General features: G+C 53.9%; 18 protein-coding genes and 1 pseudogene. 1 reads left to right on the top strand and 18 read right to left on the bottom strand.

Annotation, left to right across the window (positions count from 1 at the left end; all coding sequences use genetic code 11):
• Positions 1-185 precede the first annotated feature (185 nt).
• Positions 186-1,517, top strand: a complete 1,332-nt coding sequence (fes, locus tag EKL29_RS10825) for an enterochelin esterase (RefSeq protein WP_126689660.1) — start codon at positions 186-188, stop codon at positions 1,515-1,517.
• 57 nt (positions 1,518-1,574) lie between these two features.
• Here fes and fepB read toward each other — a convergent pair whose 3' ends face one another.
• The 18 genes and pseudogenes from fepB to atzF all read right to left on the bottom strand — a co-directional run bounded on the left by fepB (position 1,575) and on the right by atzF (position 21,316).
• On the bottom strand, positions 1,575-2,543 hold the full coding sequence (gene fepB, locus EKL29_RS10820; protein WP_376749682.1) for a Fe2+-enterobactin ABC transporter substrate-binding protein: 969 nt from the start codon (positions 2,541-2,543) through the stop codon (positions 1,575-1,577).
• A gap of 1,023 nt (positions 2,544-3,566) precedes the next feature.
• Entirely contained in the window at positions 3,567-3,929 is a 363-nt protein-coding gene (locus EKL29_RS10815; RefSeq protein ID WP_126689659.1) for an immunity 8 family protein, read from the bottom strand.
• Between the two features lie 21 nt (positions 3,930-3,950).
• A complete protein-coding gene (locus EKL29_RS10810; RefSeq protein WP_126689658.1) occupies positions 3,951-4,310 on the bottom strand; it encodes a hypothetical protein in 360 nt (119 codons plus the stop codon).
• 213 nt (positions 4,311-4,523) lie between these two features.
• Entirely contained in the window at positions 4,524-4,799 is a 276-nt protein-coding gene (locus EKL29_RS10805; protein WP_158618930.1) for a hemagglutinin repeat-containing protein, read from the bottom strand.
• Positions 4,800-4,930: 131 nt separating this feature from the next.
• Positions 4,931-5,317 (bottom strand): hypothetical protein, encoded by a 387-nt coding sequence (locus tag EKL29_RS10800; protein ID WP_126689656.1) that lies wholly within the window; start codon positions 5,315-5,317, stop codon positions 4,931-4,933.
• Positions 5,318-5,323: 6 nt separating this feature from the next.
• Entirely contained in the window at positions 5,324-5,707 is a 384-nt protein-coding gene (locus EKL29_RS10795) for a hypothetical protein (RefSeq protein ID WP_126689655.1), read from the bottom strand.
• A gap of 222 nt (positions 5,708-5,929) precedes the next feature.
• Positions 5,930-6,370 (bottom strand): annotated as a pseudogene (locus EKL29_RS10790) (VENN motif pre-toxin domain-containing protein); the annotation flags it as partial.
• A 65-nt stretch (positions 6,371-6,435) separates the two neighbouring features.
• The gene (locus tag EKL29_RS10785) at positions 6,436-7,494 is read right to left on the bottom strand and encodes an alkene reductase (RefSeq protein ID WP_311779011.1); all 1,059 of its coding nucleotides are present in this window, start codon (positions 7,492-7,494) and stop codon (positions 6,436-6,438) included.
• A gap of 39 nt (positions 7,495-7,533) precedes the next feature.
• Positions 7,534-8,286 (bottom strand): SDR family oxidoreductase, encoded by a 753-nt coding sequence (locus EKL29_RS10780; protein ID WP_126689652.1) that lies wholly within the window; start codon positions 8,284-8,286, stop codon positions 7,534-7,536.
• 241 nt (positions 8,287-8,527) lie between these two features.
• On the bottom strand, positions 8,528-9,490 hold the full coding sequence (locus tag EKL29_RS10775) for a LysR family transcriptional regulator (RefSeq protein ID WP_126689651.1): 963 nt from the start codon (positions 9,488-9,490) through the stop codon (positions 8,528-8,530).
• Positions 9,491-9,710: 220 nt separating this feature from the next.
• Complete coding sequence (urtE, locus tag EKL29_RS10770) at positions 9,711-10,409, bottom strand: urea ABC transporter ATP-binding subunit UrtE (RefSeq protein WP_126689650.1); 699 nt, start codon at positions 10,407-10,409, stop codon at positions 9,711-9,713.
• Position 10,410: 1 nt separating this feature from the next.
• The gene (urtD, locus tag EKL29_RS10765) at positions 10,411-11,202 is read right to left on the bottom strand and encodes an urea ABC transporter ATP-binding protein UrtD (RefSeq protein WP_126689649.1); all 792 of its coding nucleotides are present in this window, start codon (positions 11,200-11,202) and stop codon (positions 10,411-10,413) included.
• Entirely contained in the window at positions 11,195-12,271 is a 1,077-nt protein-coding gene (urtC, locus tag EKL29_RS10760) for an urea ABC transporter permease subunit UrtC (protein ID WP_126689648.1), read from the bottom strand. Before urtC ends, urtD begins: the two co-directional genes overlap by 8 nt.
• Positions 12,271-13,839, bottom strand: a complete 1,569-nt coding sequence (urtB, locus tag EKL29_RS10755) for an urea ABC transporter permease subunit UrtB (RefSeq protein WP_126689647.1) — start codon at positions 13,837-13,839, stop codon at positions 12,271-12,273. The genes urtC and urtB overlap by 1 nt, the downstream gene beginning before the upstream one ends.
• A 56-nt stretch (positions 13,840-13,895) precedes the next feature.
• Positions 13,896-15,164, bottom strand: coding sequence for an urea ABC transporter substrate-binding protein (urtA, locus tag EKL29_RS10750; protein ID WP_126689646.1), 1,269 nt, complete (start codon positions 15,162-15,164; stop codon positions 13,896-13,898).
• Positions 15,165-15,192: 28 nt separating this feature from the next.
• Positions 15,193-15,891, bottom strand: coding sequence for a GntR family transcriptional regulator (locus EKL29_RS10745; protein ID WP_126689645.1), 699 nt, complete (start codon positions 15,889-15,891; stop codon positions 15,193-15,195).
• A complete protein-coding gene (gene uca / locus EKL29_RS10740; RefSeq protein WP_126689644.1) occupies positions 15,888-19,517 on the bottom strand; it encodes an urea carboxylase in 3,630 nt (1,209 codons plus the stop codon). Before uca ends, EKL29_RS10745 begins: the two co-directional genes overlap by 4 nt.
• A 2-nt stretch (positions 19,518-19,519) precedes the next feature.
• Complete coding sequence (atzF, locus tag EKL29_RS10735) at positions 19,520-21,316, bottom strand: allophanate hydrolase (RefSeq protein WP_126689643.1); 1,797 nt, start codon at positions 21,314-21,316, stop codon at positions 19,520-19,522.
• Between the last annotated feature and the right edge of the window lie 494 nt (positions 21,317-21,810).

Below are 21,810 nucleotides of genomic sequence, written 5' to 3'. Positions count from 1 at the left end.
CCGCTTCTCTGAGCGAAACCAATCGGTAATGCATTGAACTGAAACGGCGCTCCTGTCCGAAACGTCAACAACCATATTGTAAGAGTAAATTATTATCAATATCATTTGCGTTATTATCTGGTGCCAATACATTCGTTATTTAACACCGACAAGTAACGCGTTTTGCAGACATAGCAGGAGGGAATATGGTGCCATTTTCAGCTGGAGCGGCCGCCGCTTTACTGGCAGAAAACGAGGCAGGAAGCCAGGCGTGGTGGCAGTTGATAGCGGAGATCGGCACGCCGATTGTAGAAGAGACGTCAGATGCATCACGCCTGAAGCTGACCTTTTTCTGGCGCGATCCGCAGGGCAATAAAATTGCCTCTTCCATTTGCCGGGTCTACCTCGATATAAACGGCGTAACAAATCATCACAGTTTTTCGCCCGTTAGTCTTAAGCGTCTGCCCGGTAGCGATATCTGGACCGGGTCGGTTCAGCAAGCCAGTGACTGGCGCGGCAGCTACAGCCTGATTCCGATCGGTGAAGCGCAGCTTCCGCCGCAGCCGAAGGGGACGCCCGAACAGCAGTGCAACCAGCAGCGCGCGTGGTGGCGCTCGCTTTTTCCTTTCGCAATTGCTGACCCGCTAAATCCTTGCGCGCCGCATGGCAACGCTCGCGGGGTGCGCTTGTCCGGCATTCATCTGCCTGAGGCTCTCAGCCAGCAGGCATGGCTTGCAGTTGATGCCGGGCGCGCGCCTGAGGTTGATGAAAAACGTTTTCGCCTTGAATGGAACAGCACGCGGCTGGGTAATCGGCGACGCTGCTGGCTCTGGCGACCCGAAGAGGCAGAAGAGGCAGATCTGCCGCTGGTAGTGGTGCTGGACGGGCAGAACTGGGCAATCAGCATGTCGCTGCTTCCGGTGCTGGAACAGCAAACCCGGCAGGGGGATCTGCCTGCGGCGGCGTGGCTGATGATTGACGCTATTGACGACGTCACTCGTTCCCGCGAGCTGGCCTGCAACGCTGATTTCTGGCTGGCGGTACAGGAAGAGCTTCTCCCTCTTGCCAAAGAGATCGCTCCCTTTACTGACGATCCCGCGTCAACCGTGGTGGCCGGGCAGAGCTATGGCGGTCTCGCTGCTCTGTACGCCGGGCTTAACTGGCCGCAGCGGTTCGGCTGCGTGCTCACTCAGTCAGGTTCTTTCTGGTGGCCAAACATGAAGTTTATGACCCACTACGAAGCGCGCGAGCAGCACGAGAAAGGTTATCTCACTCAGCAGGTTTCACGGCGGCCGAACGCCGTTCCGCTGCGCATATTTCAGGAAGCCGGGCTGCTTGAGCAGGACATTCTTTTTGTGAATCAGCAAATGCGTCAGGCGCTGCTTGAGGCCGGGCATAAAGTACATTACCGCAGCTACCACGGCGGTCATGACGTGCTGTGCTGGCGCGGAGGCTTAACTGATGGCGTTTGCTGGCTGCTCGGACAGCATCTCATGCAGACGCGCCAGCCGGATCCTAAGGCCGCTGCGTTCAACTAAAGGGTCGCTTTACGCGGGCGCGGCCGGCTTCAGCCATGCTGTTCGACGACGCGCAAATCAGGGCTTTGTGCCGAACAAAGCGTTCATCCGGGCAATAAGCCCCATCGCGCTGTAATAGTCGAGGCGGAACGTTTCCGATCCCATGGCGTAAACCTGTTTAGCCTTCACCGCGGGCTGGTGGGCGAGCAGGGGGCTGGCGAGCAGGGCTTTTTTATCGCTTTCGTCAGCGGCGAACAGCAGCAGCGTTTTTCCGGTCAGGCCGTTGACGAGACTCTCTCCCTCAAGCTGGACGATATCCTGGCGTTTACCCTGCGTGGCGCGCGGCTGAACATTTTCCGGCAGCGACGCCAGTTTGAACCCCGCCTTGATCAGGAACTGCCCCTGCGCTGAATCCGCTGTAAAAACCCTGGTCGACTGTGTTATCTCATCCCAGACCATGGCGTTTACCGGCTGCGCAGGCAGGCTAATTTCCTGCTTCATTTTCTCAAACGCTTTTTCTGCTTCCTGAATGCGCTGCTGCGCCTGCTCTTCATGGCCGGTGATCCTGCCCAGCTGCATTAAGAGCTGCTGCCAGCTTTTATCGTCATACCTGACCACCAGAACCGGGGCCAGGGCTGCCATCTGATCGTACTGCGCCTGCGAAGAGTCGCCGCCCGTGGCGCTTATCAAGATAAGATCCGGCCTTTGCATCGCAACTCTTTCCACGCTGATTTCGCCCCAGCCAAGCCTGGCGACTCCGCGCTGATGCGCAATATCTCCCCACTGACGGAAAAAGCCCTGTGGGTCGGAAATCTGGCTGGAAGGCGTAGTGGACGTGCTGGCGACAACCGGAGCATCAATGGCGAGCAGCGAGCCGGTCAGGGTCTCGCTCGTTGAAACAATACGCTGCGGAGCCTTTGTCAGGGTATGGGCGCCGTGGCGATCCTGAAACTGACGCGGCCAGGCTTCATCCTGGGCAACGGCGTTATGAATGAAAAGCAAACTAGTGAGGAACAACAACCAGCGGCGGGCTAAAACTCTGCTCACGGCAACATCCTTATTTTGTTGAGTAATGATTCTCATTTTCATACTGAGGTAGTCAGGACGCAAGGATTAATCTGGTGCGGCTGCAAGGCGTTTTGCTGATGTGAAGCTTAATATTAACGGCTATCCTTAAGAGTGGTTTCGGATAGCTTAAGTGCGCATAATCATGATTATGTTAAATTAGATATCAGTAATACGTAGCGTGGGCTGTTCTGGATACTTCCTTCTCTCCTTTTCTCCCTGAACGATTAATAGCACTATATTTTTATTTTCATGTACTAGCGGTACCGCTGCATGAGATGTGTTGGCTTTCGCTACAATGAGGCGCGGCTGTTCAGACCAGGCTTATTTTCAGACGTAATCGGTATACCTTTTGTTCCCAGAGTAAACTAGGTGTCGCGATCGTTTGGGGTTAACGGCATCGCCTGAGCGATCTGCTTAGAAAGTCCTGATTTGAAATAAAGGGCCGACCAAAACTTATTGCATCACTGGTTCCATTTATTAGGGTCTGCTCAGCCCGGGTCACATACAAGAACTTTAAGGGAAACTGGCTGGCCGAGGCAGATTTCAGAACCGGCCAGCAAATCTAAGTGACGGTAAAAAAGAGCAACTGCTTTTCCTCTTCCATAAAGATCGGATTGCTGACCAGGATTTTATCAATAAGCGATTACGGGACAATCACCTTGACTTGTAGTAATTACATACGACTCAAAACTATTCCTTTCAGGGATAACATATATACTTCTTGTCACCAAAAAACAATTTTAGCATTTCTCCATTTAATAAAGATCATAACTCAACTTCTTGATTAAGATATGGAAAAAGAAGATTACATGTTGATAAATCCTCGCCATGTCCGATGTGGAAATATTTTCCCTCCCCACATTTAAATGTGGCGCTGGATCAGTATGCGTGTTCCTGATGAGAAAAGCAGAACCAAAGATCCTATCCCCACCGTAACTCCGGTAAATATTGACTACTTAAATTCATGGAGTTCATTCTCAGTAATCATTTAACTTTATTCATTCAATTAGAATCATAATCTTCATATTCCCAAAAACTAATGCGGCTCAGTTTTTGTGTTATGCCAAGCCAATCATCTGCACAGCTATTACTGATCTGTTGTTTTATAAAAACAATAATTTTATCAAAATTATACTCATCGATAATAATTGTTCCTTTACCTAAAAAAATGCCATTTCTTTCGACTTCACCTTGTAACCATTTGGGCGTACAAATTAACATATCAAAAAACTCGCCTCCCTCTTGATCATCTGGTCCAATAATTGCTCTGATCCAGCTACCGAAAACTTCAGGATCTTCTGGCCAATAATTAATAAGAATATCTTCTATTTCTAATGATCGGATTTCTTTTAAGATCGCTTTCATTGAGTTATATCCAAATGACCGTTACTGATGGGACGTTTCCCGGTTCAATTTTTTGCTCAAAATTTGCCTGCATTCCTGTTGTAGCTTTAGTACTGTTTGGTTTAGCTGAGGGCAGTCGATAGATTCTAAGTCCATCAACATTGACCCATGATGTTCCGTCTTTTGATACTCTATACCCAGGCCCAACCCTGCCTCACCAAGAGTATTTGCTTCTTTAGCCGTAGCACTTCCTAAACCAAAATTACCTTTATTACTTTTAGCTGCATCACGTAATATCCCTATCTTTTCTGCAATAGTTAACCCCTTGCTATTGTTAGTTACTATAACTTTACTGGCTGCTCCCTGCACACTCCCGTCATCATTCAATACTCCGGTTTTCATCGGATTTATTGGAATGGCTTTTCCCGAGCGGTTGCCATGTTCCCGCTGCAACCCGTCGCCGTCGAGCTGATGACCACACCGTTCAGCTGCGTGTGCTTACCGGCCTTCACGTCAAAGCAGTCCCTGCCTGCAAAATACCGGTCTGCTCCGCCACGCTCTACCAGTTGCTGTGCATCTTATCCCGGCTCACGTTCACGTTCGCCGCCCCGGTCATCAAACCGAAGGTGAAGCTGCCGCCCACGCTGGCGCTCTGTCGTAGCGGTCACTGTCCTGTTCTGAGGGCAGCGTCAGGTTGCGGCCCGCGTCAACCTTCACGCTTCCGCCGTTTGCCTGCGCGCCCGTGAGCGTCGTGTCGCGCCCGCTGGTCAGGCTGAGCTGGTTGCCCGTATCCAGCGTGGTCTCGCTGTGTGTCAGCCTGTTGCCTTTTTCACTGCCCTTCGCCGCGTTGACGCTCGCCACCCGATCCCACGCCGATACCGATGCCGACACTGCCGCCCCTGCTGCTGTTGGTGTGTTGGTGCTGTCGGTGGCGGTGATGATAAGGTTAATAAAATAGCGGCCCTTATCAGGTAACTGACTGGTTATAAAGCAAAACCGAGCCGTGGAAGCTGGGCTTTCTATTAACAAGATATTATTGTTGGACTAACAGAAGACAGTACTTCAATAACATCATCACCTGTAACTATTAAGTAATGATTTATAGAACCCTCATCATGGATATTGGCGCTTTGCTCATTAAACCATGATAAATAATGAGATCCTTCTACTGTATAAATTCCTGTAATCATCTGACCGTTCAGGTCATCTTGCATTTTTAGCAAGTCGCCTTCATCTGTTACACGAAAAGAGTGTATCCATTCAAAAGTAACCAGAAAATCACTTTTAACACCCCCATCAAATAAGGAAAAAGTCAGCTCGAGCGCTCCAGAAAAATACTTAACATCCTTTAAATAACTATTTTTAAAGGAATGAACTCCGATATCAATACTTAAAATTTTCTCAGTCATATGGCATCACTCATCATATCTAAACTTAACTCTATTCTTACCAGATTGTATTTCCAAAGTGGGCCTACCATCTGTACTACGCTCTCTGACAACTACAGTTCTTCCATCAGTAAGTTTACCAACTCGGCCACCAGGAATATCTTTAATTTCAGTAGGTCTTAACAGATCGAACTCTTTGTTAGCAGCTTCACTCCCACCTGTTCTTTCAAAAAGTTTTGATCGACCTGTCGTTTCCTGACCTTTTGATGATGAAGACATCAGCTCATCAACAGTCGTCTTTTGTTCATTATTTCTCGCATTCTCCTCATCCTGAGGTTCCCAGCCGCCCGGCGTTCCCGATCCTGAACCGCCCAGCTCCGCTTTTTCTGCGTCAGTCAGATCTTTCGACACATTCGGATCGCGGGATTTTGCAGCTTCATCGCGCGCTTCAACGATCGAAGGGCCATCCGTGATCGGCGGCGTATCTGCCTTCGTTCCCGTTCCTTTCAGCGCCTTATCCAGCTCCGATGCGATGTTGTTATTCGCATCCTGAACAACTTTATCGCCTGGACTCAGCGGGAGCCCCGGAACAAGTACCGGCGCTGGCCTTAGTAATAAAAGGTTGTTGTTTTACAACGAATTTTTACCCGCCTGCGCTCCGGCAACCGCATCCGCCATGCTGTCTCCGGCAACGCCGCCTGCCAGACCCGCCGCCAGCGTGCCCAGCGCACTTATCGTCTGCCGCTGCTCCTCGCTCAGGTCTTCCCGCTTAACGTCTGGGTAAAGCTGCTGCGCGATATACTCGCCCATTACTGCGCCCGATGCACCCGCCAGCGCTGAATTTCCTGCTGCATACGCCGTGACCGCACCCACCACCGCGTGTGCCATCAGGTTCGCTTCGGTGTTCACCACCTCTTTGCCGTCCGGGCCTTTCGTGGTGGTCATGTTGTGAATGACTTCGGCAAGATAAGGCGCAGCCGCGCCGGTCACAGCCTGCCCAATATTACCACCCGCCAGACCCTGCACCGCCGACGTTGCCGCCTGAATACCCCTTTGCAGGGCACTGCCGGTACCGCTGCACGAGGATATGTTTTAGTTTTCACTACAATAAGTCGTTGCTGTTCAGGCCAGGCTTAATTTCAGACGTAATCGATATACCCTTTTGCACCCTGAGTAAACCAGGTGTTGCGATCGTTTGGGGTTAGCGGCATCGCCCGGGCGACCCGCTCTGGAAAGTCCGGGTTTGAAATAAAGGGTCGGCCAAAGCTTACTGCATCACCGATTCCCTTTTTCAGAGCCTGCTCAGCCCGAGCGACGCTAAAGTCTGAGTTCAGGATTAAGGGGCCGCGAAAATAAGGTCTCAGCTCCTCAGCCAGCGGAGGCTGCTCCCCCACGCCGAAGGTGCCATCAACCGGTGGTTCCCTTAACTCAAGGTGAGCAATCCCTATTTCTGAAAGCATGCCCAGCGCCATGCGAAAAAGTGGAACAGGATCGGAGTCGCGTATGCCCTGAGTCTCGCCATTGGGGGAAAGACGTACGCCAACGCGGTCTGCGCCAATCTCATCTGAAACACTCTGCGTAATTTCGGCCAGCAGGCGAATGCGATTCTCTTTTGAACCGCCATAGTTGTCTGTTCGGTGATTATCACTGTCGCGTAAAAACTGATCGATAAGATAGCCATTCGAGGCATGAAGCTGAATGCCATCAAAACCCGCGTTTATGGCATTTCTGGCTGCCTGTCGGTACTGGTTGATAATCACCGGGATTTCGCTGAGTTCGAGCGGGCGCGCCTGTTCATATGCCGTGTTTCCTGAATAGGTATGAGCATGTCCGGGCGCAGTGGTGGCTGACGCCGAAACAGGTTGTTCCCCACCCATGCTGGAGTGCACCACGCGGCCCATATGCCAGAGCTGCGCAATGATCCGCCCGCCTGCGGCATGCACTGCTGAGGTGACGCGCTGCCAGCCCGCTATCTGTTCCGCATTCCATATGCCTGTGGCATAGGGCCAGCCCAGACCTTGCCGGGAAATACCAATAGCTTCGCTGATAATCAGACCAGCAGAAGCGCGCTGAGCATAATAATCGGCCATTATCGAGGTGGGCACGTTATCTTCTGTGCCACGGGCGCGCGTCATTGGCGCCATGATGAAACGATTCGGTGCCATAATGGCGCCCAGCTGCAGAGGCTCAAAAAGCATACTCATTATTCTCTTCCTCCTGGTTAAAGGCTGGTCGGCTCAGACGAGTCGCTGTCCACCATCGATATGCACTACTTCGCCATTCATAAAAGGGTTCTGCATCAGAAACAACACGGCGGCGCCCGCCGCATCTGCGGAAACAATTTGCTTTAAGGGAAGCTGCGCACTTAAGGAAGCGATGTAACCGTCGCGCGCTGCACCGAGCGTACGCCCGAGCAGAACAGTATTTGTGGTGCCTGGTGAAAGGGTATTAAAGCGGCGTGGCGCTAACTCCAGGGCAAGACCGCGGGCAAAGCCTTCCATAGCTGAAGAAGCCGCGGCTAGCACAGCGGTGCCCGCTGCGTTGGGGCGGTCAGCCAGGACGCCGGAGATAAACGTGACGGATGCAGTTTCGCTGAGTTGGTCGCCAAGCGCTCGAAGAATATCGACTGAGGCCCAGATGCGCTCGTCAAAAGCGCGGCGCAAATAGTCGGGTTCGGCTTCCATTATCTTTCCTGCCACAAAGGAGCCTGCCAGAAGTACCAGATGATCAACAACGTCAACGTCTGACAAGGCTGCGTTGACGGCCTCCCTGTCGGTAATATCCGCACTGCGCCAGTTAAAACCATATTGCATCGCGACGCTGGCAGTACGAGCAGGATTTGAGCCGATGATGGTGACTCTTGCTCCGGCATCTTTTGCCTGAATCGCTGTAGACAGGCCGATGCCGGAGCTTCCGCCAAAAATCATTACGTGACTACCTGTGATGCCGTTTGGTCTGGACGTGACGGACAGCGCTTCTGTTGTGTTCATGATTAACTCCGGGAAAGTTGGATTCGGTAAATGACCGTTCACGAACATACTAGGGGATTTCATTTGCTGATTTAATGGCGCTAATGCTCACTCTGTAAGTGCCATGATGGAACAAATAACAGCAAAAGCCTGGAACTTTCAGGTAACAAAGCAGAGAGGTCACTAAAAAATTGCAGGCTTACAGGCTGACGTGTTTAGTAATCATCGTGAATCTCACTTTCAGCATGGCAGCTATGCAGCTTTAGCGTGGCGGGTTTGTTATTTCTTCCACTGTTTTCAGGTCATTCTCCCAGGGTGTCGGGGAGGCGAAAATTTCGCTCAGCATATCGATAAATACCCTCACGTTTATGCTGTTACGCCGGCTTTCAGGCCATAAGGCGGTGATCCAGGCGCGATTGAAAGCAAAGGCTGGCATCACAGGAACAAGGGTTCCGTTTCTTACATGCTGCGCGCTCATATAGGTGGGCAAAAATCCGATTCCGCCGCCCGATATGACAACGCCCGAAACGATCTCGCTGGCGTCCGCCATCATCCAGGCATTAACGGGATATTCCTCTATTTCATTATCGATACTGAATGCCCAGCGAAATACCTGGCCTGTGCTTTGAAAGCGGAAATTAACGCAGTCATGATCTTTTAGCTCGTCAGGATGCACAGGCGTGCCTTTACGTTTCAGATAAGAGGGAGAGGCAAATGCGCAAATACGGTGGTGGCCCAGTCGTCGAGCAATTAACCGTGAATCCGGAATACTCCCTACCCTGAGAGCCACATCAATGCCCTCTGCCGTCATATCGCTGACCTGATCGTTGATACGAATATCTATAAAAATATCTGGATAGCGTTCATGAAAAGCGGGGAGAGCCGGGGCAAGGATATGGACTGCAATGGGCCAGGGCGCCGTCACTCGCAGCAAGCCAGAGGGCCGGCTTCTGGCAGAAATAACTGCCTGCTGAATATTTTCGGCCTCCTGCAAAAGCTGCAGGGCTTTTTCATAGAGTACTCTGCCCTCCTGAGTCAGATGCAGGGAGCGCGTCGTGCGGGTAAAAAGCGACAGGTTCATCTGCTTTTCCAGCCGGGCAATGCTTTTACTGACGGCTGAAGGAGAAATACCCAGGGCTTTGGAGGCTGCGGAAAAGCTGCCAAGTGATGCCGCGCGAGTAAAGGCTATAAGGCCTGTCAGTCGCTCAATAGATATCTGTTCCATAAGGGCATCTGTGCAGTGAGGATTCAGGTTTTCAAATCATATAAAAATGAATCATTGCTGAACAGAGCAACGCTCTTTAATAGATCTGGCCTTACGTGGGCATTAGATACAGGAAGCGTAATACGTTAATCAGCCCCTGTCATAACCCCCGCCTCTGGTACAAAGCGGGGGATAGGCCCCCCTTCCCGTTGTAAGGCGGGGTAATCACCCGCCAGACGAGTCAGATTGCTACGAGATTTCTCACACCCTCGCTTTCCATATCCTCGCCTCTCCCTCGCTGGATAATTTCTCCCCGCGACATTACCAGATAGCTATCTGCCAGATCGGCTGCAAAATCGTAAAACTGCTCCACGAGCAGAATTGCCATATCGCCTTTTTTTGCCAGCTGGCGAATAACTTCACCGATTTCTTTGATAACAGAGGGCTGAATACCCTCTGTAGGCTCATCCAGAATAAGCAGCTCTGGTTTTCCGGCCAGCGCACGACCAATGGCAAGTTGCTGTTGCTGACCTCCGGACAGATCCCCTCCCCGTCGCGCTTTCATCTCCCGCAGCACCGGGAACAGCTGATAAATCTCTTCCGGCACTTTTTTAGCCTCTGAGCCGGAGAAGCGTGCCAGGCCCATCAGCAGATTTTCTTCTACCGTCAGGCGTGGGAAAATTTCGCGTCCCTGCGGAACATAGGCAATGCCTGACTGCATGCGCTGGTGCGGCTTACGGCTGTTAATCACCTTATCCTGCCAGCGAATCTCACCCGATTTAGCCGGGATTAGCCCCATCAGACATTTTAACAGGGTCGTTTTGCCTACGCCGTTGCGTCCGAGCAGACAGGTAATTTCGCCTGGCTTCGCCTCAAAAGTGAGACCACGCAGAATATGGCTGCCACCATAATATTGATGCAGTTTTGATACTTGCAGCATTTCAGCGCCCCAGATAAACGTCAATAACCCGATCGTCCGCCTGTACTTCGCGTAACGACCCCTCAGCCAGCACCTGGCCCTGATGAAGTACCGTGACATGATCGGCAATGGCTTCCACGAAGCCCATATCATGCTCGACTACCATTAGCGAATGTTTGCCTGCAAGACTGCGAAATAGCTCGGCTGTGTATTCGGTTTCCGCATCGGTCATGCCAGCAGCCGGCTCGTCGAGCAGCAGCAGATGTGGCTCCTGCACCAGCAGCATGCCGATTTCGAGAAACTGCTTCTGACCGTGAGACAGCAACCCGGCTTTGCGCTGGCGTTCGCCGCCGATGCGCAGCAGTTTGAGCACCTCATCAATGCGATCCTGCTGCTCACCATCCAGCCTGGCGCGCAGGCTGGCCCACACAGACTTATCGTTTTTCAGCGCGATCTCCAGGTTTTCAAACACCGTTAACGCCTCAAATACCGTGGGTTTCTGGAATTTGCGGCCGATGCCGGCACGCGCAATCTCGACTGACGACATTCTGGTCAGATCCTTGTCCTGGTCATAGATCACCAGCCCGCTGTCAGGACATGTTTTTCCGGTGATCACATCCATCAGCGTGGTTTTGCCTGCGCCATTAGGCCCTATCACACAGCGCAGTTCGCCAACCCCGATCTCCAGTGACAGATCGGTCAGCGCCCGAAAGCCATCAAAAGAGACGTTAACGTTGTTCAGCTGTAAAACGGGGTCTGTCTTCCCCCGATGACGATCTGCCGGGTGAGGTTGAGTAAAAAGTTTTTCAGTCATTACGCCTCCGACGCAGCAGGCCAATTACCCCACGCGGCAGGAACAGCGTGACAAGGATAAACATCAGGCCAAGGAAGAACAGCCAGAACTCCGGGAAAGCCACGGTGAACCAGCTCTTAGCACCGTTCACTATCGCCGCGCCCAACAGCGGACCAATCAGCGTGCCGCGGCCACCGAGCGCAACCCAGATGGCCGCTTCAATGGAGTTGGTCGGCGACATTTCGCTGGGGTTGATGATGCCGACCTGCGGTACATAGAGCGCGCCAGCCAGCCCACATAACACCGCAGAGAGTGTCCAGACAAAAAGTTTGAATCCTCTGGGGTCATAGCCTACAAACATCAGCCGGTTTTCTGCATCACGTACCGCTGTCAGCACGCGGCCGAACTTGCTGCGCGCCAGGGCAAAGCCAATACCGAGACTGAACAACAACAGCAACAGCGTGGCGATAAACAGCCCAATGCGTGTGCTGGTGGCGGTGACATTAAAGCCGAGCAAGGTTGTGAAACCGGTAAAGCCATTATTGCCGCCAAAGCCGGTTTCATTGCGAAAGAACAACAGCATGCCCGCATAAGTCAGCGCCTGCGTCATGATTGAGAAGTACACCCCTTTGATTTTCGAGCGGAAGGCAAAGAAGCCAAACACCAGCGCCAGCACGCCAGGCACAAGGATGATCAGACACAGTGCCCAGGCAAAATGCTGAGTACCTGCCCAGAACCACGGTAGCTCGCTCCATGACAAAAAGGACATAAAAGCGGGTAAGCCCTCGCCCGAAGCCTGACGCATAAGGTACATGCCCATGCCATAGCCACCCAGCGCGAAAAACAGACCATGTCCGAGCGACAGTAAACCGGCGTAACCCCACACTAAATCCAGCGCCACGGCAACAACCGCATAGCACAGTATTTTGCCGAACAACGTCAGCGTATAGGTTGAAATAGCCAGCGGATGCGCGGCGGGTAACAGTGCGCAGAATGGCAGCGCCAGCAGCAGGACGGTGAAGGCTGCGCCAAGGCTGATGCTCAGGCGCGGCATTTTACGCGCCAGCGTTAAGGTTATGGGTTGGCTCATTAGTCAGTTACCCTCCCTTTGAAGGCAAACAGGCCCTGTGGGCGTTTCTGAATAAACAGCACAATCAACACAAGGATGAGGATCTTTCCCAGTACCGCGCCAATCTGTGGCTCCAGTATTTTGTTAAGAATGCCCAGCCCAAAGGCTGCTACTACGGTGCCCGCCAGTTGCCCTACGCCACCCAGAACCACCACAAGGAAAGAGTCGATGATGTAGCCCTGGCCGAGTTCAGGCCCCACATTACCAAGTTGTGACAGTGCCACGCCGCCAAGCCCGGCAATTCCTGAACCGAGGCCAAATGCCAGCATATCAATGCGTCCGGTCGGGACGCCGCAGCAATCCGCCATCGCCCGGTTTTGCGTTACGGCCCGGACATTGAGGCCCAGGCGCGTTTTATTCAGCAGCAGCCAGGTGAGCGCCAGTACAGCAAACACAAACAGGATCACCGCAATACGGTTATACGGCAGCACCAGGTTGGGCAGCACCTGAAGCCCGCCAGAGAGCCAGCCTGGATTGGCTACCTCAAGGTTTTGCGCGCCAAACAGCATGCGCACCAGCTGGATCAGCATCAGGCTGATGCCCCAGGTGGCGAGTAGCGTTTCCAGTGGACGACCATACAGATGCCGGATAATGGTGCGCTCCAGCAGCATGCCCATCCCGGCGGTCACAGTAAACGCCACCGGAAGCGCCAGCAGCGGATACCACGCCAGCCACTCAGGTGCGAACTGCTGGAACAGATGCTGGACAAACCAGGTGGCGTAAGCCCCCAGCATTAACATCTCGCCGTGAGCCATATTGATCACGCCGAGCAGACCGTAGGTGATGGCCAGACCGAGCGCAGCCAGCAGCAGAATGGAACCCAGTGAGAGGCCGGTAAAGGCCTGACCAAACAGCTCACCCCACATCAGTCGGTGCCTGATTTGTTGCAGGCTGTCAGCGGCAGCGGCGCGCACCCTGGCGTCAGGTTCGTTGCTGGTCTGGGTCAAACGATTAAGGCTGGCCTGCATAGTGGGATCGGTAGATCCGCCAAGCAGCGTAACGGCTCTGAGACGCACTGCCGCATCGGGGCTGGCAAGTTGCAGGTTAGCGGCTGCCATGATCAGCGCACTATGCACCTGCGGGTCTTTTTCTACTGCAAGGCGTTGTTCAATCAGCGGCAGCTGATCGGCAGCGCCGTCATTCTGTAGCTGCTGTGCGGCACTTAATCGGATTGCAGGATCGTCACTCACCAACTGGTGTGCGGCCAGAGCGCTGGCAATCAGGAGACGCAGCCGGTTATTCATAAACAGCTTTTTCGTATCGCCGCTGGGTTGCAGAGCGCTGTCCAGCGGAATAAGCCTGCCGTCTTGTTTGCTGAACGGCTGCTTGTTCTGGTCAATTACTACGCTTTCTTTACGCAGCGCCTGTAACAGCGGCAGGCGATTGGTCTGAGGCGCAGCGGCCCACTGTAGCAGTAACGTTGCCTGCTGCGTGCGGCTGGCGGCGGCAAAATCAGCGCCATCGCCAGCGTGAGTAAGCCAGGGAAGGAGCAGGAGCAGCAAACAACAGATGTAGCGTTTAAAATTCATTATTGCGGCCTTCTGTGTATGGCTCAGTGCCCCTCAGGATCCTGAGGGGCATCATTTTAATTCGACGTCTTCACCGGATAATCAGGCTTCTTATCATTACCGGCGATGTACGGGCTCCACGGCTGAGCGCGTACTGGCTGTTCGGTCTGCCACACCACATTGAACTGGCCGTTCTCTTGCACTTCACCAATCATTACCGGCTTATGCAGGTGGTGATTGACCTTATCCATGGTCAGCGTGAAGCCATCTGGCGCATTGAAGGTTTGTCCGGCCATCGCCGCCCGCACTTTATCCACATCGGTCGTGCCTGCCTTCTCGACTGCCTGTGCCCACATATGCAGCCCTACATAGGTCGCCTCCATCGGGTCGTTGGTCACCACCGTATCTGCATTCGGCAGGTTATGTGCTTTGGCATAGGCGCGATAATCAGCAACGAACTGGGTATTCGCTGGATTATCGATTGATTCAAAGTAGTTCCATGCTGCCAGCTGACCGACCAGCGGTTTGGTGTCTATACCGCGCAACTCTTCTTCACCTACCGAGAAGGCGATCACCGGAATGTCGGTAGCTTTAATGCCCTGGTTGGCCAGCTCTTTATAGAAAGGTACGTTGGAGTCTCCGTTGATGGTGGAGATCACCGCAGTTTTACCACCGGCTGAGAATTTCCGGATGTTGGACACGATAGTCTGGTAATCGCTGTACCCAAACGGGGTATAGACTTCTTCAATATCTTTATCCTGAACCCCTTTGGTATGCAGGAAGGCACGCAGGATCTTATTGGTGGTGCGTGGGTAGACATAATCGGTCCCGAGCAGGAAGAAACGTTTCGCGCTGCCACCCTCTTCGCTCATCAGATACTGCACCGCCGGGATCGCCTGTTGGTTTGGCGCGGCGCCGGTGTAAAACACATTGGGCGACATCTCTTCACCCTCATACTGCACCGGATAGAACAGCAGTCCGTTTAGCTCTTCAAACACTGGCAACACCGACTTGCGTGAAACTGAAGTCCAGCAGCCAAACACCGCGGCGACTTTATCCTGCGTAAGTAGCTGGCGGGCTTTTTCAGCGAACAGTGGCCAGTTAGAGGCCGGATCGACCACTACCGGTTCCAGCTTTTTGCCCAGGACACCGCCTTTAGCATTGATCTCATCAATGGTCATTAAAGCCACATCTTTCAGCGGTGTTTCCGAGATCGCCATGGTGCCGGACAGCGAAGACAAAATGCCCACTTTGATGGTGTCGGCAGCCTGCGCGCCAAAGGTAAAGCCAAGAGTGGCCAGGGTAGCAGAGAGCGCTAAAGCTTTAAGCAACGAACGTCTTTCCATTATTAACTCCCTAAGTGTGTTGGTTTTTTTATTCAACAGGTTGAAGTCGGGCCTGCTGCAACATATGCAATGTGATCTTTCTGACCTCTGCCTTACTTACGGCAATGTGGCTGGTTAAAATGCGCTGCGCCTCCTCAGTCTGTTGCTGGAAAACTGCCTGTAAAATTTGAGCGTGTTCCCGGTAGGTCGCATCGATACGATCGTCACGCGTAAAATCGAGACGGCGGATAATGCGGATCTTTTCAGTTAACTCAGTGTGGATACGCGCCATTTCCTGATTGCCAGCGGCCGTTACCAGCGCTATGTGAAATGCTTCGTCCTGTGCCGACATCGCCTGGCCATCCTCCAGCCGTAGCGCGTCAATCCAGAACCTTTTCAAGGCGGCAAGCACTTCGGCACAGGCGCTCGGTGGCAGTGCGCACAGACGGCGTACCGCTTCCCGCTCCAGTACGGTGCGCAAGTCGTACAGTTCCTCAAAATATTCGAAGTCAAACGGCTTCACCTGCCAGCCACTGCGGAACCACACTTCCACATAGTTTTCTCGCTCCAGCCAGAAGAGCGCCTGGCGTACAGGCGTGCGGCTCACCTCCATCCGCTCGGCGATCTCGTTTTCACTGAAGCGATCGCCCGGCATTAAACGGAACGCAAAAATGTCCTGTTTCAGTGCCTGATAAACCTTTTCCGCCAGTGCTTCCGGACGGTTTCTGCTACGTGGCCCCTGCTTCATGCACCCCCCTGTTCCAGCCACAGCAAGGTGTCGCCCGGGCTGACGGGACGTCCGGCCTGACAGGCGATGCGTTTTACTGTGCCGGCTTGAGGCGCAACAATTGCCAGTTCCATTTTCATGGCTTCCACGATGATCAGCGTCTGCCCCGCTTCCACCGTATCGCCCGGCTGAACCAGCACTTTCCAGATGTTGCCGTTCATGTCAGCGCACACTCCCTGCGCATCTTCATCCTCGTCAACGGCCACCAGCGTCTCTGTAGCAGAAGGTGGCGTGCTCTCTTCTTCCTGCGCCCAAAGCGTGACTTCCTGCTCAAACGCAGCGGCCTGGCGCTGTCGAAAGGCAGCAATTGAGTCGGCATGCTCGGTGAGAAATTGCTGATGTGCGGCGAAGTCGAATACCGTTTCTTCAATGCGTATCGCTGCACGCCCTTCACGGAAGTCGTCGCGCAGCTGTGTGAGTTCTTCTTCGCTAACCGGATAGAAACGTACCTGATCGAAGAAGCGCAGCAGCCATGGCTCATCCGCCAGGAACTGATCGTTTTTGAGGAATTTATTCCAGATAGGCAGCGTACGGCCGACCAGCTGATAACCGCCCGGTGAGTCCATGCCGTAGATGCACATGTACATGCCGCCGATGCCCACGGTACCTTCCGCTGTGAAGGTTCGCGCCGGACTGTATTTAGAACTGAGCAGGCGATGGCGGGGATCGACCGGCACCGCGCATGGCGCGCCAAGATAAACATCACCCAGACCGAGGATCAGGTAGCTGGCATCGAAAAGGGTATCCCGTACGGCTTCCCGGCTCTCCAGCCCGTTGATACGCTGAATAAAATCGACGTTGTTTGGTAGCCATGGCGCGCTTTCGCGTACGGTTTCTTTGTAGCGTTGCACCGCGCCGAGCGTGGCGCTGTCCTCAAATGCCATCGGCATCCAGACAATGCGTGACGGTACTTTCAGCTCGCTGACATCGCCCAGCCCCGCCTCCAGCTCCAGCAGCAAGCGCATTAACTGTTGCTGGCTGAGGTGCAGGCTGTCATAGCGTACCTGCAGCGAGCGCACGCCAGGCGATAACTCCTCAACACCCGGAACCGCACGCGCGCGCAGCGCATTCATCAGGAGATGCACACGCAGACGCAGCGCCAGATCCAGCACGTTATCGCCATATTCAATCAGCACATATTTGTCACCGGCCTGGCGGTAAACGACGGCAGGCGTGGCGGCAGTAGCCGGTAAGGCAGCCAGCAAGGCGGCAGAGCCAGTAGGACTTGCGGTCAGCGACGGCACTTCAAAAGCGGGTACGTGGGTGCTGCGCAGGGTCTCCACGCTGTGCGTCTGCGCTTTCTCCAGCGCCACCGCTTCTTCAACACTGATGGGATGGAAACGGATGCGGTCGCCTGGCTTCACCTGACCGACTTTCCACAGTTCGGCTTTAGCAATGGTCACCGGACAGACGAAACCGCCAAGGCTTGGGCCATCATGCGTCAGGATCACCGGAAAATCGCCGGTAAAGTTCACTGCCCCAATCGCATATTCGCAGTCGTGCACATTGGAGGGATGCAGCCCGGCTTCGCCACCGTCGGCGCGCGCCCAGCCAGGCTTAGGCCCGACTAAACGTACGCCAAGTCGGTTAGAGTTGTAATGCACCTGCCAGTCGCTGGAAAAAAACTCATCGATAGCGGCCTGTGTAAAGAAATCCGGCGCGCCATGTGGTCCGTACACTACCCCGATGCGCCATACTGTGCCGTAATGGGGAACCAGCGCATCATCGAGCGCCTGCGGTTCGCTGACTGGCGCAGGCGTGGTGCAGGCAGGCAGCTGCGGCTGGGAGATCGGCAACATGTCGGCTACACGTAAAGTGCGTCCGGCATGGCCGCCAAACTGGCCAAGTGAAAAGGTTGAGCGGCTGCCGAGGTATTCTGGTACGTCAAAGCCGTTACGCACAGCCAGATAGGTGCGACAGCCACTTCGTGCGCGGCCTAATGTCAGCGTCTGACCGGCTTTGACTGTAACTGGCTGCCAGTAATGTATGCTTTCTCCATCCAGGTCAGCAGGGCAATCCGCGCCAGTAAGGGCAATTACGGCGTCGCTATGGAAACGCAGCGTCGGTCCCTGCAAAGTTAACTCCAGTCCGGCAGCGCTTTCGTGGTTACCGACAATGCGGTTGGCAAGGCGGAAGGCTAAATCATCCATCGGGCCGGAAGGCGGTACGCCAATATCCCAGTAGCCGAGACGGCCAGGGAAATCCTGAATAGTGCTGAAAGTCCCGGGTTGCAGCACCTCAATCACGCTGGCGGAAGGGGTAAAGCTGTCGAGGAAACGCGTCCAGACATCGCCTGTGTGGAAGGCCTCAGTGGCGACAACCTGGCGGAGGTAGTCGAGGTTAGTGGCGATACCGTGTAGCTGCGTGGCAGCCAGCGCCTGTTGCATCTTCTTCAGGGCAGCTTCACGCGTGTCGGCATGAACAATCACTTTGGCGATCATCGGATCGTAAAATGCAGAGACCTCGGTACCGGTGTCGATCCAGCTATCAATGCGTACGTCATCGGGGAACGTAACGTTGGTCAATACGCCAGGACTCGGCTGAAAATTTTTCAGCGGATCTTCGGCATAGATACGAACTTCAACAGAGGCGCCATTTGGGGCTTTTTGCAGGCGCGTCCAGTCAATGGCATCACCCGCCGCGACCTGAAGCATGCATTCAACCAGGTCGAGACCGGTCACGCATTCCGTCACCGGATGTTCTACCTGCAGGCGGGTGTTTACTTCGAGGAAATAGAAGCTGTCCTGTTCAGCATCATAAATATATTCAACGGTGCCTGCGCTGCGGTAGCTGACCCGTTCGCCGAGACGTACCGCGGAAGCCAGCAGCGCTGCACGCGTGGCCGCCGGAAGATTGGGCGCAGGGGTTTCTTCCACCACTTTTTGGTTACGGCGCTGTAGCGAGCAGTCACGCTCGCCCAGGGCGACCACCTTGCCGCGGCCATCACCGAAAATTTGCACTTCAACGTGACGGGCGCGATCGATACAGCGCTCAAGGAATACGCCGGCATCGCTAAAGAACTGCTCGCCCAGACGGCGCACGCTTTCCCATGCGTTGCGCAGTGCGTCTTCGTCCGCACAGCGGTTCAAACCAATGCCCCCGCCGCCTGCTGTGCTTTTCAGCATCACCGGATAGCCGATAATTTCTGCTGCGTTAATCGCCTCTTCTAGTGAAGTCAGCAGCGGTGTGCCTGGTGTCATGGGTACGCCTGCGCTGGCGGCCAGTTCGCGGGCGCGGTGTTTCAAACCAAATTCACCTATCTGCTGGGCTGTTGGACCAACAAAGGTGATACCCGCTTCTTCACAGGCGGTGGCAAAGGGTTGGCTTTCAGAAAGGAAACCGTAGCCCGGCCAGATGGCTTCCGCACCGGCTTCTTGAGCGGCGGCAAGGATCTTATCAATGCACAGATAGCTGTCGCTGGCTTTCTCCCCTCCGAGCGCGATCGCCACATCGGCCTCTTTGACGTGGCGCGCGTTGCGATCAACATCAGAATAGACGGCCACGCTTTTCACGCCGAGGCGCTTCAGGGTACGAATGGCGCGGCAGGCGATTTCACCACGATTAGCAATCAGAACGGTGCTGAACATGATTATTTACTCCCTTGTGAGACCAGCCAGTTGCGCCAGCCGCCAGACTCAGTAATTTCCAGCGCTTGCGACAGCGCCGCTGGCTCACAGATAAAGCCTTTTACAATGCGGCCATCTGCCAGCGTGAGTGAGCCAATGCCGAGCGGGGCCGGGATTTCCGCCACGAACTCGCCAAAACGCGCCAGGGGGATATCCCATAGCTCTACGGTAATCGCCGCGCCGCTATCACTGCGCAGCAGGCCAGGCTTCTTAATTGGGCCGTCGAGCAAGGCAAACAGGCGGTAATGGCTGGCCGTACATGTCTCTTCCAACAAAACGGCGTTGCGGCTGGTAAGCTGGAAATTAAGCGGCATGCCGGTGAGATGTGCGCCCACGACCGCTACACGCACATGATCGCTGGAATCGGGTAACGCGGCCGGTTGTGTGGGCTGTGGTTTGCCAGTCGCACCCAGAGGCAGTGCCATCTGCTGCTGCCAGCGCAGCCCAAAACAGGCCAGAGCACGATCCTGCCAGGCTGGCGCAATCAGCGTGATCCCGGCAGGCAGTCCATCGGCACGAAACGGGCCAGGCAATGCCAGCGCACTGAGATCGGCAAGGTTGGTGAAGTTGGTGTAGGTGCCGAACTGAGAGTTGTAGTAGACCGGTTCCTGCTTCATCTCTTCCAGCGTATGGATGGTGGGAGACGTTGGCACGACCACGGCATCAAACTGCGCCATCGTTTGCTGGATTTGACGCGTAAGTTCGGCTCGCAGGTATTCCGCCTGATAGGCCTCTACTGCTGTGTATTTCAGGCCGTTGCTGACGATGCCGTACACCACTGGGTCCATCTCTTCCGGGCGGTTGATCATCTCGCCTACCGCCACGGTGCGCTCGGCAACCCACGGACCGTAATAAAGCTGCTCAGCTAACTGATGGAAGGGAGTAAAATCGACAGGGTGCAGCGTAGCGCCGCTCGCCTTTAGCTGCTCGAGGGCGCTATACCAGGCGGCTTCAGCCTGCTTGTCACCAAAAAACTCCGGCGTTGCCGGGATACCAAAGTCTGGTTTTGTTTTGAAACTGGCGGGCGCAGTTTGCGGGTTATTGCGTGAATAGGCGTCATCGGCATCGTAGCCGCCTGCGGCAGTAGCGACAGTAAAGGCATCTTCTACCGTTAAGGCAAACACTGAAATTGTGTCGTTCAGGCGACAGGCGGGAACCACGCCCCTGGCAGAGAACCAGCCTTTCGTTGGCTTAAGACCGACAATGTTATTGAAACCAGCAGGCACACGGCCAGAACCGGCAGTATCGGTGCCGAGAGAGAATCCGACCAGCCCACGCGCCAGCACCGAGGCGGAACCAGAGCTTGATCCACCGCTGACATAGGCGGGATTAAAGGTATTGCTTACCTCACCAAATGGAGAGCGTGTACCGACCAGTCCTGTTGCGTACTGATCCAGATTGGTTTTACCGATGACGACTGCACCCGCTGCCTTCAGCTGCGCGACGACGAAGGCGTCCTCTTCTGCGGTATAGGCAAAAGCAGGACAGGCTGCAGTGGTGGGCCAGCCTGCCACATCAATATTGTCTTTTACTGCAAAGGGTACGCCAAACAGCGGCAGTGCAGCCGGATTGCGCAGGTAGTTCGGCAGTAAGTGCTCGATTTGCGCCTGCAATTGTTCAGGTGTAGCGAGGTAAATCCAGGCATTATCCTGCTGATCAATAGCGTCAAGATGTGCCGCCAGCAGTGAAGAAATAGAGTGCGGATCTTGCTGATAACAGCGTTGCCAGTCCTGAAGGGTAAAACCGAACGTGTAAGCCATGTATAAATTCCATCTGGTATACAAGATGGAATTCATAAGGCATAAAGCATGCCAAATGTATAATCACCTGTTTTATAAGGTAATTAATGAAAATTATTTTTTATTGATATTACGTATGATTGCTTTCAGTGCAAATATCGCACTGATTTAATGCAGCAGGTTGTAATTGAATTAATCGCATCTTAATAAATTAAGGAGGGTGAGAAAGATGCACGCTGATACTTCAGGCAAGCTTTTTATGGGCAGTTAATGTAATAAGCAGTTCCGTATATTAACGAGGAGACTTTACACATAATGAACAGAGATCTACATAGTGTAAGGCGAGCTTTACGTATAACGATGTCACCACAGAGAACGTTGCGAGAGGCCCTCTTTGTTGCCTTTTCATTAATACCAGGCAGAAGCTCTCAGCCGCGGTGATACTGCCTCTTGAACCTCAGAGAAGCTGAGAAGTGTGCATTAAACGGTGCGTAGCGATCTACTGTCAGCGAACC

Origin of the sequence: Pantoea sp. YU22, assembly GCF_003970755.1 — a bacterium.
GTDB lineage: Bacteria > Pseudomonadota > Gammaproteobacteria > Enterobacterales > Enterobacteriaceae > Pantoea > Pantoea piersonii.
The sequence above is the reverse complement of the archived record's forward strand: the minus strand, read 5'-3'. Positions and strand labels throughout refer to the sequence as shown.